General features: G+C 46.9%; 14 protein-coding genes. 8 read left to right on the forward strand and 6 right to left on the reverse strand.

Annotation, left to right across the window (positions count from 1 at the left end):
• Positions 1-15: 15 nt before the first annotated feature.
• The 4 genes from LSG37_RS11195 to LSG37_RS11210 all read right to left on the reverse strand — a co-directional run bounded on the left by LSG37_RS11195 (position 16) and on the right by LSG37_RS11210 (position 2,759).
• Entirely contained in the window at positions 16-909 is an 894-nt protein-coding gene (locus LSG37_RS11195) for an NAD(P)/FAD-dependent oxidoreductase (RefSeq protein WP_233079953.1), read from the reverse strand.
• 6 nt (positions 910-915) lie between these two features.
• Positions 916-1,395: an Rrf2 family transcriptional regulator gene (locus tag LSG37_RS11200; protein ID WP_233079954.1), complete on the reverse strand. Its 480-nt coding sequence runs from the start codon at positions 1,393-1,395 to the stop codon at positions 916-918.
• A gap of 168 nt (positions 1,396-1,563) precedes the next feature.
• Entirely contained in the window at positions 1,564-2,112 is a 549-nt protein-coding gene (locus LSG37_RS11205) for a BON domain-containing protein (protein WP_233079955.1), read from the reverse strand.
• Between the two features lie 62 nt (positions 2,113-2,174).
• Positions 2,175-2,759, reverse strand: coding sequence for a hypothetical protein (locus LSG37_RS11210; protein ID WP_233079956.1), 585 nt, complete (start codon positions 2,757-2,759; stop codon positions 2,175-2,177).
• 139 nt (positions 2,760-2,898) lie between these two features.
• On the opposite strand from LSG37_RS11210, the gene LSG37_RS11215 reads away from it, so the two are divergent.
• A complete protein-coding gene (locus LSG37_RS11215; protein WP_233079957.1) occupies positions 2,899-4,233 on the forward strand; it encodes a sigma-54 interaction domain-containing protein in 1,335 nt (444 codons plus the stop codon).
• Positions 4,234-4,284: 51 nt separating this feature from the next.
• Here the strand turns inward: LSG37_RS11215 and LSG37_RS11220 are convergent, their stop codons facing one another.
• Both LSG37_RS11220 and LSG37_RS11225 read right to left on the reverse strand, forming a co-directional pair.
• Positions 4,285-4,566, reverse strand: coding sequence for a hypothetical protein (locus LSG37_RS11220; RefSeq protein ID WP_233079958.1), 282 nt, complete (start codon positions 4,564-4,566; stop codon positions 4,285-4,287).
• Positions 4,567-4,595: 29 nt separating this feature from the next.
• Positions 4,596-4,772, reverse strand: coding sequence for a DUF1328 domain-containing protein (locus LSG37_RS11225; RefSeq protein ID WP_233079959.1), 177 nt, complete (start codon positions 4,770-4,772; stop codon positions 4,596-4,598).
• Positions 4,773-5,065: 293 nt separating this feature from the next.
• Here LSG37_RS11225 and LSG37_RS11230 point away from each other — a divergent pair, with 293 nt between their 5' ends.
• The 7 genes from LSG37_RS11230 (at position 5,066) to LSG37_RS11260 (ending at position 13,144) form a co-directional block, all read left to right on the forward strand.
• Positions 5,066-5,383 (forward strand): hypothetical protein, encoded by a 318-nt coding sequence (locus tag LSG37_RS11230; RefSeq protein ID WP_233079960.1) that lies wholly within the window; start codon positions 5,066-5,068, stop codon positions 5,381-5,383.
• Positions 5,384-5,464: 81 nt separating this feature from the next.
• Positions 5,465-8,659, forward strand: a complete 3,195-nt coding sequence (locus tag LSG37_RS11235) for a DEAD/DEAH box helicase (RefSeq protein ID WP_233079961.1) — start codon at positions 5,465-5,467, stop codon at positions 8,657-8,659.
• 127 nt (positions 8,660-8,786) lie between these two features.
• The gene (locus tag LSG37_RS11240) at positions 8,787-9,971 is read left to right on the forward strand and encodes a serine hydrolase domain-containing protein (RefSeq protein ID WP_233079962.1); all 1,185 of its coding nucleotides are present in this window, start codon (positions 8,787-8,789) and stop codon (positions 9,969-9,971) included.
• 122 nt (positions 9,972-10,093) lie between these two features.
• A complete protein-coding gene (locus tag LSG37_RS11245) occupies positions 10,094-10,402 on the forward strand; it encodes a type II toxin-antitoxin system RelE/ParE family toxin (protein WP_233079963.1) in 309 nt (102 codons plus the stop codon).
• Between the two features lie 34 nt (positions 10,403-10,436).
• A complete protein-coding gene (locus tag LSG37_RS11250; protein ID WP_233079964.1) occupies positions 10,437-10,733 on the forward strand; it encodes a HigA family addiction module antitoxin in 297 nt (98 codons plus the stop codon).
• Between the two features lie 306 nt (positions 10,734-11,039).
• Positions 11,040-12,095: a hypothetical protein gene (locus LSG37_RS11255; protein ID WP_233079965.1), complete on the forward strand. Its 1,056-nt coding sequence runs from the start codon at positions 11,040-11,042 to the stop codon at positions 12,093-12,095.
• Entirely contained in the window at positions 12,095-13,144 is a 1,050-nt protein-coding gene (locus LSG37_RS11260) for a hypothetical protein (RefSeq protein ID WP_233079966.1), read from the forward strand. Before LSG37_RS11255 ends, LSG37_RS11260 begins: the two co-directional genes overlap by 1 nt.
• The last annotated feature ends 186 nt before the right edge of the window (positions 13,145-13,330 follow it).

A 13,330-nucleotide genomic window follows, 5' to 3' on the forward strand; every position in this document is an offset into this window, starting at 1 on the left:
GTTTATTGCTTATCTTCAGTGGCTGATAGTGCCAAAGAGCAGCGACTGATGAGTCATGGCTCCTGCCAGAGATCCATCTCCTATGGATATAGCCACTGAACCTGCCATACGAGCGTTATCACCACAGGCAAATACGCCTGGTATTGTGGTTTCTTTGCTGGCACTGGTTTGAATAAAAGCGCCCAGCGGGCCTTGTTCAAACTGGCAGCCTAATTGCTCTGCTAATGGGCTGTTGACTCTGGTGGTAGGCTGGGTAAAAAGGCCTGCCATCTGCAGTGTCTTGCCAGTCGTTAGCTGCACATCTGCTTTGCCTGAAATCTGCAGCACTTTGCCTGATTCAATCACAACGCCCCGGTCATGTAGCTGTGCTTGTTGTTCTGTATCGGGCTCAAAACACTGATTGGTGAATAAAGTGGTTGGTCCCCAATCCGGCAGCATCAAAGCATGATGCAAAGCTAAAGGACTGGCAGCTAAAACCCCAATAGAGCCTTGCTCCAGCTCGTAGCCATGGCAATAAGGGCAATGAAAAATACTTTTGCCCCAGCGTTCTGCAAGGCCTCCAATGTCAGGAAGCTGATCCGTCACACCAGTAGCCAGTATCAAACGTTTGGCCTGATAACTTTGTTGTGCAGTATTCACCTGAAAACCAGTTGCTGTTTTGCTGGCGGCTGTAGCAGAAGCTTCAAGCCATTGCACTGTCGGATAAGCCAAAAGCTGAGTTTTGGCGGTCGCGGCAATAGCCGCAGGGCTGTTACCGTCCTGAGTTAAAAACCCATGTGAGCTGTCAGCAAATCTGTTGCGTCTGCTGCCTGCGTCTATCACCAATACAGAGCGGCGGGCACGCACTAACTGCAAAGCTGCGGCCATACCGGCGTAGCTGCCGCCTATGATAATTACATCAAAATTCATATCCGCTTACTCTTGTTTGCTTTGTTGTGCAGTTGCTGCTGAGTGTTCCAATGTCAGCAAATGCTGCTGATATCTGAGTTCAAAATCAGCCGCTATATCAGAGAGATTTACTGCATTGAATTTCTGCAGCAGTTGCCGCTCTGCTTCTGCAAAAGCTGAATCCAGCGACGCATTCACGGCCTGTTCGATAAGGCATTGTGGAGCTTCCTGCCGATACCCCTGAGCAAATAAGCGTGGAGCTCCAAGTGCCTGATACACATCCAGCAAGCTGATAGCGGCAAGAGGTTTTGCCATAGTCCAGCCGCCGCCATGGCCTTTGACTGAAACAACTAAACCAGCCTGACGTAAACCCGCCATCATACGGCGGATCACCACAGGATTCGTTTTCAGATAAAGCGCCAGTGTTTCAGAGGTCATTGCTTGGTTATGTTCAGCCAGATGCAGAATGACATGCAAAATGGATGAGAGTTTATTATCTGTTTTCATGTAACTCAAAATATTACATGATGTGGCATTGAGCAAGCTGTTCTTCATAAAAGGCGATGAATGGCTTAAATGTGCTGACAAAAAGGCTATTGCAGAAGAGAGAGGGATAAATCCTGACTGAAGTAAAAAACAAAGCCGGTCGAGTGACCGGCTTTGGCGATAAGGCTATTAACCTTCTGACACTGTTAATTTATCTACTACCTTCACCACATCCTTGGTGTTTTTAGCTTTGGCGACGGCCAGATCTTTTTCAGCATCTGAATCCACCACGCCGCTGAGTGTGACCACACTGTTTGCAACATCCACATCAATGCTGGTACCACTGGTTTCTGGCTCAAATAACAGACTGGTTTTTACCACTGTCGCTATTTTTGCATCTTTCAGTGCGCTGGTCTGTTTTGGATCGGCATTGGTTTTGCCGTCTTGTTTCACCATCAGCTTGTTTTCTACTGAGGTAACGCCGTCCAGCCCTTCAATCAGCTCTGCAGCCAATGCTTTATCCACATCGCTTTCCACTTCACCTGTTAAGGTAACCACACCATTTTTGACATGGGTGTCGATGGTAAAAGAATTCAGGTTGCCATTCAGCAACAGAGTGGTTTCAGCTTTGCCGTCGATCCAGGCATCTTTCGCTGTATCTTTCCAGTCATTGGCCGCCATGGCCGATACTGAAGCAAGAGTTAAAGTCATCATCACTGCTAATGTTGTGCGTTTCATAAGGGTCGCTCCTTTGTTAGTGATACCCTGAAGGTGTTGCCAGTTTGATGCCAAAAATTAAGTTATTGATTTGTAATGAATATATTTTTTAGTTCATCTGATGTTAATTTTATGTTTGTAAATTTGTCTGACTGATCGGTAAAAGTTTCATACTCTGGAGGTAGAGTTTTGTTCTGTGCCAGCTGATCGGCTGCTATTTGCAGACTCGCGGTAAAATGCAGCAAGGTTTTATGATGCAGCTGCACATCGCCACTTCTGATCAGCGCTTTTTGTAGCTGCAGTTGTGTTGCAAGTTGCTGCTGTATAGCTGACACAGAAAGCGGGTTGGGTGGGTTGTGATACCAGTTGCTAAGCTCGGATAAAGCGCTACTTTCTGCTGCACTCTCAGTAGCATGATCAGCAACACTTTTGGGAGCTGGAAACAAATATAAAATTTGCTGATGCAGCTCTGCCAGCGCCGTAAATTGTCGGCGCAGGTTACTTGGGCCGGCACTTTCTGCGTGATGTTGGTAAAAAGTTTTCGCTCGGGAAAACAAGCTGCTTAAAGCCGCTAACAGTTCTTTCTGCTGCACTGTTAGCGCCTTGTTTAATAATGGTTCTGTCATCAGTTTGGTACTCCATGGCAAATAAAAACCATCTAAATTCATAATCAATTCATGTACCAAGATGTAAGTTTATGATGTATAGATATTTTTGCTTTTTTCTAGCCGGGAAGCTGAGTGCAGGTCGGTAAGTTTTACTCAGGACCCCTGTTAAATTTACAGTCTAAAACTACGGAAAGTATGTATGACCCAGCCTTTATTGTTCCTGCATGTGCAGGACCCAGAGCTAACTACTCAACTATTGCAGTCAGACATTGTCCGGCGTTTTGTTATTTGCAAAAGCCAGCCAGATGAATGTTGGGCAGAACAACTGCTCAGACAACCTTATGATTTAGCTTTTATTGAAATAGATAATCCAGAACCTGCTCAATACGAGCTGTTGCAGCACAGTAATGCGCTGGCAGAAATGGACTTTATTCTGGTCAGTAAAGGCGTACCTGATCTGGCACTGGATCAACTGATGCGCTGTGGAGCTGGTTATCATTTTCGCCAGCCACTGGATATGAATTGTGTACTGGATGCAGTGCAGGATTTTTATCAGCAATTGTCCACAGTAGCGGTGAAACGTAAAGTTCAAACCAGTGATCTGGACCAGTTTGGTTTATTGGTGGGCTCGTCTGCTGCCATGCTCCGGCTCTACAAAACTGTACGTAAAGTGGCTGTCACTGAAGCCAATGTTTTTATTGTTGGCGAAAGCGGTGCTGGTAAAGAGCTGGTGGCCAATACAGTGCATTTGGCCAGTCACAGGGCCGATAAGCCTTTTATCGCTATTAATTGTGGTGCTTTGAGTTCGGAGTTGATCGACAGCGAATTGTTTGGTCATGTCAAAGGCTCTTTTACCGGCGCCTTACGTGATCATCAGGGCGTATTTGCCCAGGCCGAGCAAGGCACTTTATTTCTGGATGAAGTGACAGAAATGCCGCTTGAGCAGCAGGTGAAATTACTGCGGGTGCTTGAAAGTGGTGAATATCGCCCTGTTGGCAGTAACAAAGTGTGTATGGCCAATGTCCGGGTGATAGCTGCCACTAACCGTGATCCGTTGCAGGCGGTTGCTGATGGTCTGTTTCGGGAAGATTTGTATTTCAGGTTATCGCAGTTCCCGGTGAAAGTGCCGCCACTGCGCGAACGCGAGGGCGATATTGCTGGCTTGGCGCAGCATTTTCTTGCCTATTGCAATGCCAGGGAGAAACAGCAAAAACAGCTGTCTGATACTGCTTTATCCTTGGTAGCACAGCATAAATGGCCTGGTAATGTGCGTGAACTGAAACATGCTGTTGAGCGAGCTTTTATTCTGGCAGATAAACTGATCGAGCCTGAACACTTACTGTTGGAGGTCGCCACTCCTGTGGCTGCTGTTGCAGATATTCCTGCCGATATGCCGTTGGACGAGCTGGAAAAAGCAGCAATTTTTGCAGCACTTGAGCGAAACTCCGGTAATAAAACCGATACAGCGCAACAGCTGGGTATCAGTGTCAAAACTCTTTACAACAAACTGGAAAAATATCAGCAGAAAATCTGAGTGGATTAAAGCGGGTGCAGGAAGGGCGGGGATCAACCCCGCCTGTGTTACTTAGCAGTCTTTGTCTTTGGTATCAGCCTTTTCCTTGGCTGCTTCACAAAGTTCTTTGGCTTTCTCTGCTGTTTTGTCTGCAGCGTCTTCCAGCGCGTCTGCTGTTTTGTCAGCTGCTTCTTCCAGTTTATCGCTGGCTTGCTCGGCTGTTTTTTCTGCCTGAGCTTTGAGTTCTTCCATTCTGTCTTCAGCTTTATCTGCATCACTTTCACTACAAGCAACCACAGAAGTCGCAAGCACTACAGCAAACAACAACTTGAACAATGAAGTTTGAGTTTTCATTCCATTCTCCTTCAGCCGCTTCCGGCATTTTACAATTTAGGGGTTTTGCCGCGCAGTGCGTTGGCTAACAGCGAAATCACCAGCAATACAATAAAAATCAGAAAAATGACTTTTGCTATACCTGTTGCTGCGCCTGCTATGCCGCCAAAACCCAGGATCCCGGCCACTATGGCCACAATAAGAAAAGTTAAAGCCCAGCCTAACATAATTGCTCCTTGGTACTTAAGTACCGTATCAAAAGTGCTTCAGCACTTGGTTGAACGTACTTTTGTCACTAAGCCAGCATCATGCCAAGGTTAAATTTTGTACTCTAAGTTATTGTTATCGCTTATTTTATACATAATTCCTGAACGCAGGCTGTCTGCGCTTTGTATGGTTCAAAGGTAAAATTTACAGGCAGGGCAGTAACAGTTGCAGAGTTTAGAAGCTAAAGCCTAACCCTGTAACACCTCAATCCGTGTCATAATTCTGCTTATAAAAGCTTGGAACTGAGTGAACAATGGCAAAAAAATTAAGTGTAGTGCAACAAAAGCAGCAAGCGAATGTGCTGAAGTCTTTAGAAGTGGTAGAGCAGGCAGCAGCGGTTTTGTATGCAGATTTTGTTGGTTGCTGGTTCAGTATGGAGTTCGAGAATTTTCCAGGGTCTTTACTGGTGCGTTGCCAGTTTAATTCCGAAGCGGCTTTAGCTGCTGCGCTGGAGCAAAAGCTGGATTTGTATTTTCAAAAACAAATTCATAAGCAGTTGTTTAAATGCGGAATTTTGGTGAAAGACATTAAAAGGCATGTGGTGTTAACTACCTTGTCACCTGAAGATTAACTCTATCAGACAAAAGCCTGCTATGGCTGTCCTGCAATTTGAGGTAGCATAAACGCCATTTGGTTTTAAAAAATTTGGCGTATGACGGCTGATTTTGTTTTTCCTGTCTCTGCAGAGCAGTTACAACTCTGGTTTCACCCTGCCACCTTTCATAAGGCGCGGGCTTATTTTCTGGCCGGAAAAGTGGTGCAGCTGGACTATGAACCTGACTTTTCGCAAATTCGCAGTCAGGTTTGGGGTGATGGTTTTAGTCCTTTTAAGCAGCTGATTTCTATATCTGAGCGCGATGGTCAGGTGCAAATGACTGATTCTTGCACCTGCTCAGAAGGCAGCAGATGCAAGCATGTACTGGCGGCCTTACTGAAGCTGAAACACCAGTTGGATCAATTACAGCAAAAGTCAGTGCAGCAGCCAGTACGGCAGCTCAACCAATGGTTTAGCGAAGCCGAGCAATATAACCCTCCAGTTGCAGCCAATGCCCCCGAAGATACAGTTTTGTATGAACTGCGCCCCAGTAGCTTAGGTTTGCAACTGCTACCCAAAAGGGTGAAACAAGCTAAAAATGGCAGCTTCAGCAAAGGCAAAATTATTGCTCAAAGTGAGCTTTCCGGCCAAATCCGGCCTTTATGGCTGGCCGAAGATGACTACCGGTTATTGCAGCAGTTTTTTGCTTTTGATTTACGCCGTCAGGCCTTGTTGGAAGATCAGTGGGGTTATCAGCTGCTATTAAAAATGCTGGAAACAGGCCGTTGTGTGCTGGACGAAGAACGCCGTGAGTTATTCTGGGGCGATAACCTGCAGCTGCAATTACGCTGGTTAAAAAGCAAAGCCGGCTGGCAGTTGCTGCAACTGATGCCCAAAGATCGCGAGCTGGAACTGGTGTTCACCGATCCACCTTGTTACCTCGACTTAGTCAATAATCAGCTGGGTTTACTCGACAGCGACATTAGTGGTCGTGAACTGAAGCTCTTGATGCGCATGCCGCCTGTGCCAGCTGCTGTGTTGCCGGACAGTATGAAGCGGTTGCAGCAGATTTTCCCCAAACTCAATTTACCTATGCCGGACGACAGTGCGGTGCAAAAAATTGAAAGCAAGCCAGTACCTGTATTACAGCTGAAGTTACTGACGCAAAAGAACAAAGTCAGCAAAGCTGTGGCTGTCTTACAAATGGCGTACGGTCCGCATTTATTGCCATTGGATCTACAGCAATCCCAAACCCAGTTGCAGTTGGATAACCAGACGGTATTTATCCGTCGCGACCGCGATAGCGAAATCAAAGCACTGGAAACTGTATCGCAGTATGGCTTGCGCTCCGTGCCTGTTGAGCAGTCGACAACACCTTATTTTGACTGTGGCGACGGGCCGGAAAACCCACTGTTATGGCAGCCGTTATTGCAGGCTATTCCAGAGTTGAAACAACAAGGTTGGCGCATTGAACAGGACAAAGCCTTTAATCAGGCGGTGATCCACGCCAAAGCTTATCTGGAAGTGACAGACAAAAACACCGGTGGTTTTGGTTTAGCCATTCAGGTGGAAATTGATGGCCAGCAAATTCCGTTATTGCCTTTAATCACTCAGTGGTTACGTAGTTTTGGCCTACCAGCGGCCGATGAAACCTTATGGCTGAGTTTACCTCAAGGTAAATTGCCATTACCGGTTAGCCTTATTCAGCCGTTGATCGACACTATAGTTGAACTGTTAAACCTGAAAAAAGCACCCAGCGAAATAGAGCTGCCTGATTACAAAGCTGCCTTATTACCAGGTCCTGGTGCTGAAGAAATCCGTTATCTAAATGCCGGGCGTTTGCAGCAGTTGGTGACTCAGTTGCATCATTTTGATGGCATTGAAGATGTAGCAGCGCCTTTAAGTTTAAAAGCACAGCTGCGGCCTTATCAGCAGCAAGGTTTAAGCTGGCTCTGTTTCCTGCGTCGTTTTGGTTTAGGTGGCATTCTGGCCGACGATATGGGTTTGGGTAAAACAGTACAGACACTGGCATTTTTGCTGCATCAGCAAGAGTTGGGTTTACTGAAACACCCGGCTTTAATTGTTTGCCCGACCAGTTTATTGGGTAACTGGGCGCAGGAAGCGGCGCGTTTTGCACCTTCACTGAAAGTACTGACTTTATACGGTCCTAAACGTCAGGCGCTGTTTGACCAGCTGGAAAAATACGACTTAATAGTCACCAGCTATCCGCTACTGGTAAGGGATTTAGCTTATTACCAGACGCATCACTTTAGCCTGATGGCGTTGGACGAAGCCCAGCATATAAAAAATGCCGGTTCGCAGTCGGCGCAAAGTGCGCGCTTGGTGAAAGCCGACTTTAAACTGGCGTTAACAGGCACTCCGCTGGAAAACCATTTGGGTGAACTTAAGGCTTTGTTTGATTTTGTTTTACCTGGTTTATTAGGCACTGAAGCCCGTTTTACCCAGGTGTTCCGCAAGCCAATCGAAAAGTCAGCCGATGCAGAACGGGCTCATGCGCTGCGTCAGCGTATTGCGCCTTTTATGTTACGCCGCACTAAAAAGCAGGTCGCGACAGAATTACCGGATAAAACCGAAATTTTGCAGCTGCTGGATATGGAATCAGATCAGCGCAACCTGTACGAAAGCATCCGTTTAATTATGGAAACCAAAGTACGGGAAATGTTTTTGCGCAAAGGCGTAGCCGCTAGCCAGATGGAGTATCTGGACGCGCTGTTAAAGTTGCGTCAGGCCTGTTGTGATGCGCGGTTATTGCCAATAGAGCAGGCACAGCTGGTGCAGAATAATGCCAAGTTGCAGTGGCTGCGGGACACTTTGCCTGAGATGATCGAAGAAGGCCGTAAAGTTCTGATTTTTAGCCAGTTCTCCAGCATGCTGAGCCTGATAGAGCAGGAGCTGCAGTATATGGATATCAGCTACAGTAAGCTGACAGGCCAGACGAAAAAACGCCAGGAACAAATAGACGAGTTCCAGCTTGGCGACAATTCTGTGTTTTTAATCAGCTTAAAAGCTGGAGGCACAGGCTTAAACCTGACTGCAGCTGATACTGTCATTCACTACGACCCATGGTGGAATCCGGCCGCTGAAAATCAGGCCACAGACCGCGCCTATCGTATCGGGCAAGACAAGCAGGTATTTGTCTATAAGCTGATTATCAGCAAAACTGTAGAAGAAAAAGTGCAGCAGTTACAGCAATTTAAACAAGGGCTGGCCGATCAGATTTTCAGTCTGGGCCAAAGCCATATTTGGCAAGGCGAAGCGCAGGATCTGCTGGCATTGTTTAGTGAGGACTAATTCGTTCAGGTCGACGATTGAACTCAGCACGGGCAGGGCAAGCTCTATTCGACACCGACCCGGCTTCTGGACGGGCGGGGACAAGCCCCGCCCCTACATTTGTGGTAAATATAATGGGGAAAAATTTATGAAGATCAAAGGCATACTATTTTCCCTGTGGTGTTGCGTCAGTTCTGCAGTTTTGGCGGCTGAACCTTATGATCGCATAGCGCCTTTAGTTGAACAGGCTATTGCTGATAAGCAATTACCTGGTGCTGTGGTGTTGGTGGGGCGTGGCGATAAGGTTTTGTATCGTAAGGCTTTTGGTTTTAAAACTTATTCACCAGCAGCTCCTGTGATCGCACCAACAACAGTCTTTGATTTAGCCTCGTTAACCAAGCCTGTAGTAACCACAACCTTAATAATGCAGTTGGTGGAGCAGGGCGAGTTACGTTTAACAGACCCTGTCGGCAAGTACCTGCAGCAGCTTAACGATGCTGAAGTGAAGAAAATCACTATGCTGCAATTGCTGACCCACAGTTCAGGTTTGGCTGATGGTTTTGACCGACGTGAATTCTGGCAAGGCAAGGCTGGTTTAGATGCTACGCTGGCAAAGCTGAAGTTAAAAACCAAACCCGATCAGCAGTTTGTGTATTCAGATATAGGCTTTATTTTATTAGGGTTGGTGGTTGAGCAGATCACAAAACAGCCCTTGGATTTAGTTGCTCAGCAGCGTATTTTTCAGCCTTTACAGATGAAAGACAGCCGCTATTTGCCTCTGGATACACCGCAGCAAGACCTTGCGTATCAACAACGTATAGCCCCAACCGAAAACCTGCAAGGCGATGTGGATTATCAAAAGCTACTGCCGAATTACGCTCAGCCTTATTTACATGCGGTAGTGCACGATCCAACAGCCTTGCGTTTAGGCGGAGTGGCAGGTCATGCCGGAGTTTTTGGTACAGCTGACGATCTCGCCTTATTTGCCCAAATCCTTCTAAACGGCGGCGAGCTAAAAGGCCAAAGAGTGTTATCGCCACTGGCGGTGCAACGCTTACTCACTCCGGTAGTTATTGGCAACCAAAGCAGGGCTTTAGGCTGGGATATGCAAACAGCCTACTCAGCACCCAAAGGTGATTTATTGCCCCAAGGCTCATTTGGTCACACAGGTTTTACCGGCACCAGTATCTGGATAGACCCGGCCAGCCGCACTTACATCATTTTGCTATCGAACAGGGTTCACCCCAACCGCAACAGCTCCATCACAGAGCTGCGCGCTAAATTGGCGAATATAGCGGCTGCAGCTGTTGGGCTCGCCAAAACGGTTGACTAGAAACCAGCGTTACGCAGTTAATATTTGCGAAATATTAGTTTTCTGGCTATTCCATAAAGTACCTTTTCATTGATAAGTGTAAAGCAATGCTTTACACTTTGGGGAAGCTGAAGGAATAGCTTATGGCCAGTAAGAGTTTTAGTCACAAAGGGCTGAAGAAGCTGTTTTACAAAGGGGACAGCAGTGGTGTGCAGCCCATACATGCAGCCAAACTTGAAATAATGCTGGATATCATCCATGCATCACATCAGCCAAAAGATTTGCGAGCTATTTATGGCAGTAAGTTTTCGGAAAAGCTTGGAGCGGGCGCTGGTGTTTTTTCAATTGAAGTGAATGGCAACTGGCGAATTACCTTTGAAATTGAAGATGATGGCGCCGTATTACTCGATTACCGCGACTATCATGGTAAACAGATCAAGGCCAAAAAGTAGCGATTGCAGCCTTTGAATTAAACCGGAGTTTAGTATGGAAAAAATGACCAGGTGTCCTACCCATCCCGGAGTTGTTTTTCGGGTTACTATTTTAGAAGAACATGGCATATCCATCACTAAAGCAGCCAAAGCTCTGGGGTTGTCCCGCACAACTATGAGTAACTTCTGTAACGGTCATACTCCCTGCACGCCAGAAATAGCGCAACGTATCGCATTGTCTATAGAGAGCAATGTGGCTGTATGGATCAATCTGCAAGCTAACTACGATGCATGGTTTGCCGAGAACCGCGAAAAACCTCATGTCGAGAAATTACTCACTACAGCAGCCTGATCATTTCAGCAAATTCAAAAAATAATTCGAGTAATCACTTTAAACGCCAGAGCAATTCAAACTTATAATTCCACTGGTCTGTCCGCCGCTTTAGCCTGAAGTTTTAACTATTTGTTAGCAAATAAGGCAGCTCAAAATTCAAACGCAACATCAGCTATTTACTGCTTAATCTGCGCTGTTGGGCGCAAATATGCCATTGCATTGTCATTTAGCTGTTCTATCTTGTACTGGGATTTGTAACTTGGCATCACGGAAATGGTGCAAATAAAACAATAAATTTACATAGACAAGAACAAGGACAAACGAATGAAACTACTAAAAATGGCGGTAGCCGGATTGGCGCTGCTGAGTTTACCTTTATCTGCTGCGTTGAATGGTCATCCTGTAGTGTTAGTGCATGGTTTTCAGCCTGCTAATTTAGCGGATAGGCCAACAGGCGCTGATGTCACCAGCAATGGCGCCGACTACTGGGCTGGTTTTTGGTTAAGCCGTGCTGATGCGCGTATCGACTGGCCATCACAAGAACGTATTGCCGGAAAAATTGCCACCGAGTATGTCTGGCCAAAACTACAGCAATTATCCCGCGCAGGCACCTGCAGCAATGGTTGTATTTTTGTCAGCCATTCTACGGGCGATTTAGTCACCCGTTACATTATCGACAATCAGGCTTTATGGCTGCAAAACGCGGGCTTACAACCTTTGAATATTATCGCCAGCTTTGATTTTGCCGGCGCTGGTGGTGGTGTTGAACTGGCTGATTTAGCAGTTAATGTGGCCGGAGGCGGCAGCTGGACAGACGCAGCTTTACGGGCTGCTTTATCTTTATGGTTAGGCCAAATGCCGTCGCCTTCCAATATAGGTGTGCTGAACGATCTGCGGGTAAATACAGCGCGGCAACTGGCAAGTTTCCCAACCAGTCGTGTACCACGTTTACGTTTCGCTGGCGCAGGTTCTGACTTTTTAAACGCCACAGGCCCATTTTTACCTGGTACTGACGATGGTGTAGTCGCCAGTCATTCCAGTTGTGGTGCCTCTGCTGTTGGCTCTTTTGACAGTTGCAGTGCCAATGTGGCTTTTGATGGCAAACTGGCCAGTCAAAGCAGTGGTGTTAAAGGCTTTATGCCCTATCACTACCCCATGCTGATGGGCAATGACTACAGCCACAGCGGTCTGATTGAAAATAGCCGCGATGGCGAAGTGACTGCAGCCAATGCCAGAGCCAATTACTTAAATAGCGAAGCTTTGCAGTTCCAGACATATCAGCAAAAACGCGGCTGGTGGGTATTTGCCTCGAACTATTTATTGGTGACAGGTTCTGATCGCCAGAGCATGTCGTCTTTAGTCAGTCAGGCGGCTGATTAATGCCAAAGAAAGTCTTGGCTATGATGCTGCTGGTGCTGATGGCACTGGCAGCTTTTTGGTTGTGGCCCAAAGCCGAAACTGCTGTGGTTGTGGTGGATAAACCTCAACTTGAAGCTATTGCCGAACCCCGGGCCAAAGTCGATGCTCAAACTGCTGCACCAGTGCAGATGGATCAGTATCAGCAGGAGGAATTGCAGCAAAGTTTTAGTTTGTTGTCACAGGCTTATGCGGCTGAACTAACTTATCCATCCTATTCCAGACCTTTGTCGGCTGCCGATCATCAGCTACTCAACCCCAATCACTTTGACACTGTGGCCTTGCCGCTGGAAGCTGGTGCCAGCGCCAGTCTGGTGTTGCCAAAATACCGATTCAGTTACCCTGAAGCTGTGGTTTTTAAATTGGTGATGGCTGGCTTATCGCCACAAAATGTAAAAGCAGAATTACGTGAACAACAAAGTGGCAAAGTACTGGCGCAGGCCGATTTAACAGCTAGTGTAGATGCTGCAGAATGGGCTCATCAGTTTGATGCCATCGAAAGCTGGGATGGTGCTATGGAGCTGGTGGTAGTATTTGAAGCAGAAGGCAAAACCCAGCAACTGCAAACAGGTCTGGACTACAGCTATCCTGTTGCCACTATCACCGGCATTGGCAGCAGCAGTTCGCGTGGCGCTGATTTAGTAATACCAGTCAATCTGGATGTAAAAAAAGCAGGGATGTATCGCTTAAGAGCCAATCTATTTACCGAAAGCAAACAGCCTTTGGCGGTGCTAACGGCAGAAGGGAAACTGACCGAAGGTTCTGCAACTTTGGATCTGAAGGCATTTAAACAAGTATTGCAGCACCAGGGCGGGCCTTATTGGCTCGGCACTTTTGTGCTGGAACTACGCTCCGCCATGCCAGGCGAATCCAATAGATACGGCGACAGCAAGGAGCCTGGTTTTGTGGTGGAAGCTATTAATTTCGGCCAACTCAGCGACGAGCCTTTTGTTGTCAGCGACGAAGAAAAGCAGCGGTTGCAGTTTTTGCAGCAGTTGGCTGGGGGAAAGTAAAGCTATTGCTGCAATGAGTGAGTCAGAGCGCGAGGGCTATGGAAAAGGCATAGCCCCCTCAACACATACCTTGCTATAGGACTGTTACAACCTCTTCTTTGCTGTCCATGTCGAAGACCTTGATCATTCCTCTATGGACATTTGGCTCAAACCAATACATTTGATATCGTGATCAATTCAAAATAA

This window comes from Rheinheimera soli (genome assembly GCF_021290985.1).
GTDB lineage: Bacteria > Pseudomonadota > Gammaproteobacteria > Enterobacterales > Alteromonadaceae > Pararheinheimera > Pararheinheimera soli.

Excerpts from the sequence above, each read along its gene's own strand:
- LSG37_RS11205 (WP_233079955.1), bottom strand. The coding sequence starts at position 2,112 with ATGAAACGCACAACATTAGCAGTGATGATGACTTTAACTCTTGCTTCA.
- LSG37_RS11225 (WP_233079959.1), bottom strand. The coding sequence starts at position 4,772 with ATGTTAGGCTGGGCTTTAACTTTTCTTATTGTGGCCATAGTGGCCGGG.
- LSG37_RS11215 (WP_233079957.1), top strand. The coding sequence starts at position 2,899 with ATGACCCAGCCTTTATTGTTCCTGCATGTGCAGGACCCAGAGCTAACT.
- LSG37_RS11260 (WP_233079966.1), top strand. The coding sequence starts at position 12,095 with ATGCCAAAGAAAGTCTTGGCTATGATGCTGCTGGTGCTGATGGCACTG.
- LSG37_RS11200 (WP_233079954.1), bottom strand. The coding sequence starts at position 1,395 with ATGAAAACAGATAATAAACTCTCATCCATTTTGCATGTCATTCTGCAT.
- LSG37_RS11195 (WP_233079953.1), bottom strand. The coding sequence starts at position 909 with ATGAATTTTGATGTAATTATCATAGGCGGCAGCTACGCCGGTATGGCC.
- LSG37_RS11255 (WP_233079965.1), top strand. The coding sequence starts at position 11,040 with ATGAAACTACTAAAAATGGCGGTAGCCGGATTGGCGCTGCTGAGTTTA.
- LSG37_RS11230 (WP_233079960.1), top strand. The coding sequence starts at position 5,066 with ATGGCAAAAAAATTAAGTGTAGTGCAACAAAAGCAGCAAGCGAATGTG.
- LSG37_RS11235 (WP_233079961.1), top strand. The coding sequence starts at position 5,465 with ATGACGGCTGATTTTGTTTTTCCTGTCTCTGCAGAGCAGTTACAACTC.
- LSG37_RS11210 (WP_233079956.1), bottom strand. The coding sequence starts at position 2,759 with ATGAATTTAGATGGTTTTTATTTGCCATGGAGTACCAAACTGATGACA.
- LSG37_RS11245 (WP_233079963.1), top strand. The coding sequence starts at position 10,094 with ATGGCCAGTAAGAGTTTTAGTCACAAAGGGCTGAAGAAGCTGTTTTAC.
- LSG37_RS11220 (WP_233079958.1), bottom strand. The coding sequence starts at position 4,566 with ATGAAAACTCAAACTTCATTGTTCAAGTTGTTGTTTGCTGTAGTGCTT.
- LSG37_RS11250 (WP_233079964.1), top strand. The coding sequence starts at position 10,437 with ATGGAAAAAATGACCAGGTGTCCTACCCATCCCGGAGTTGTTTTTCGG.
- LSG37_RS11240 (WP_233079962.1), top strand. The coding sequence starts at position 8,787 with ATGAAGATCAAAGGCATACTATTTTCCCTGTGGTGTTGCGTCAGTTCT.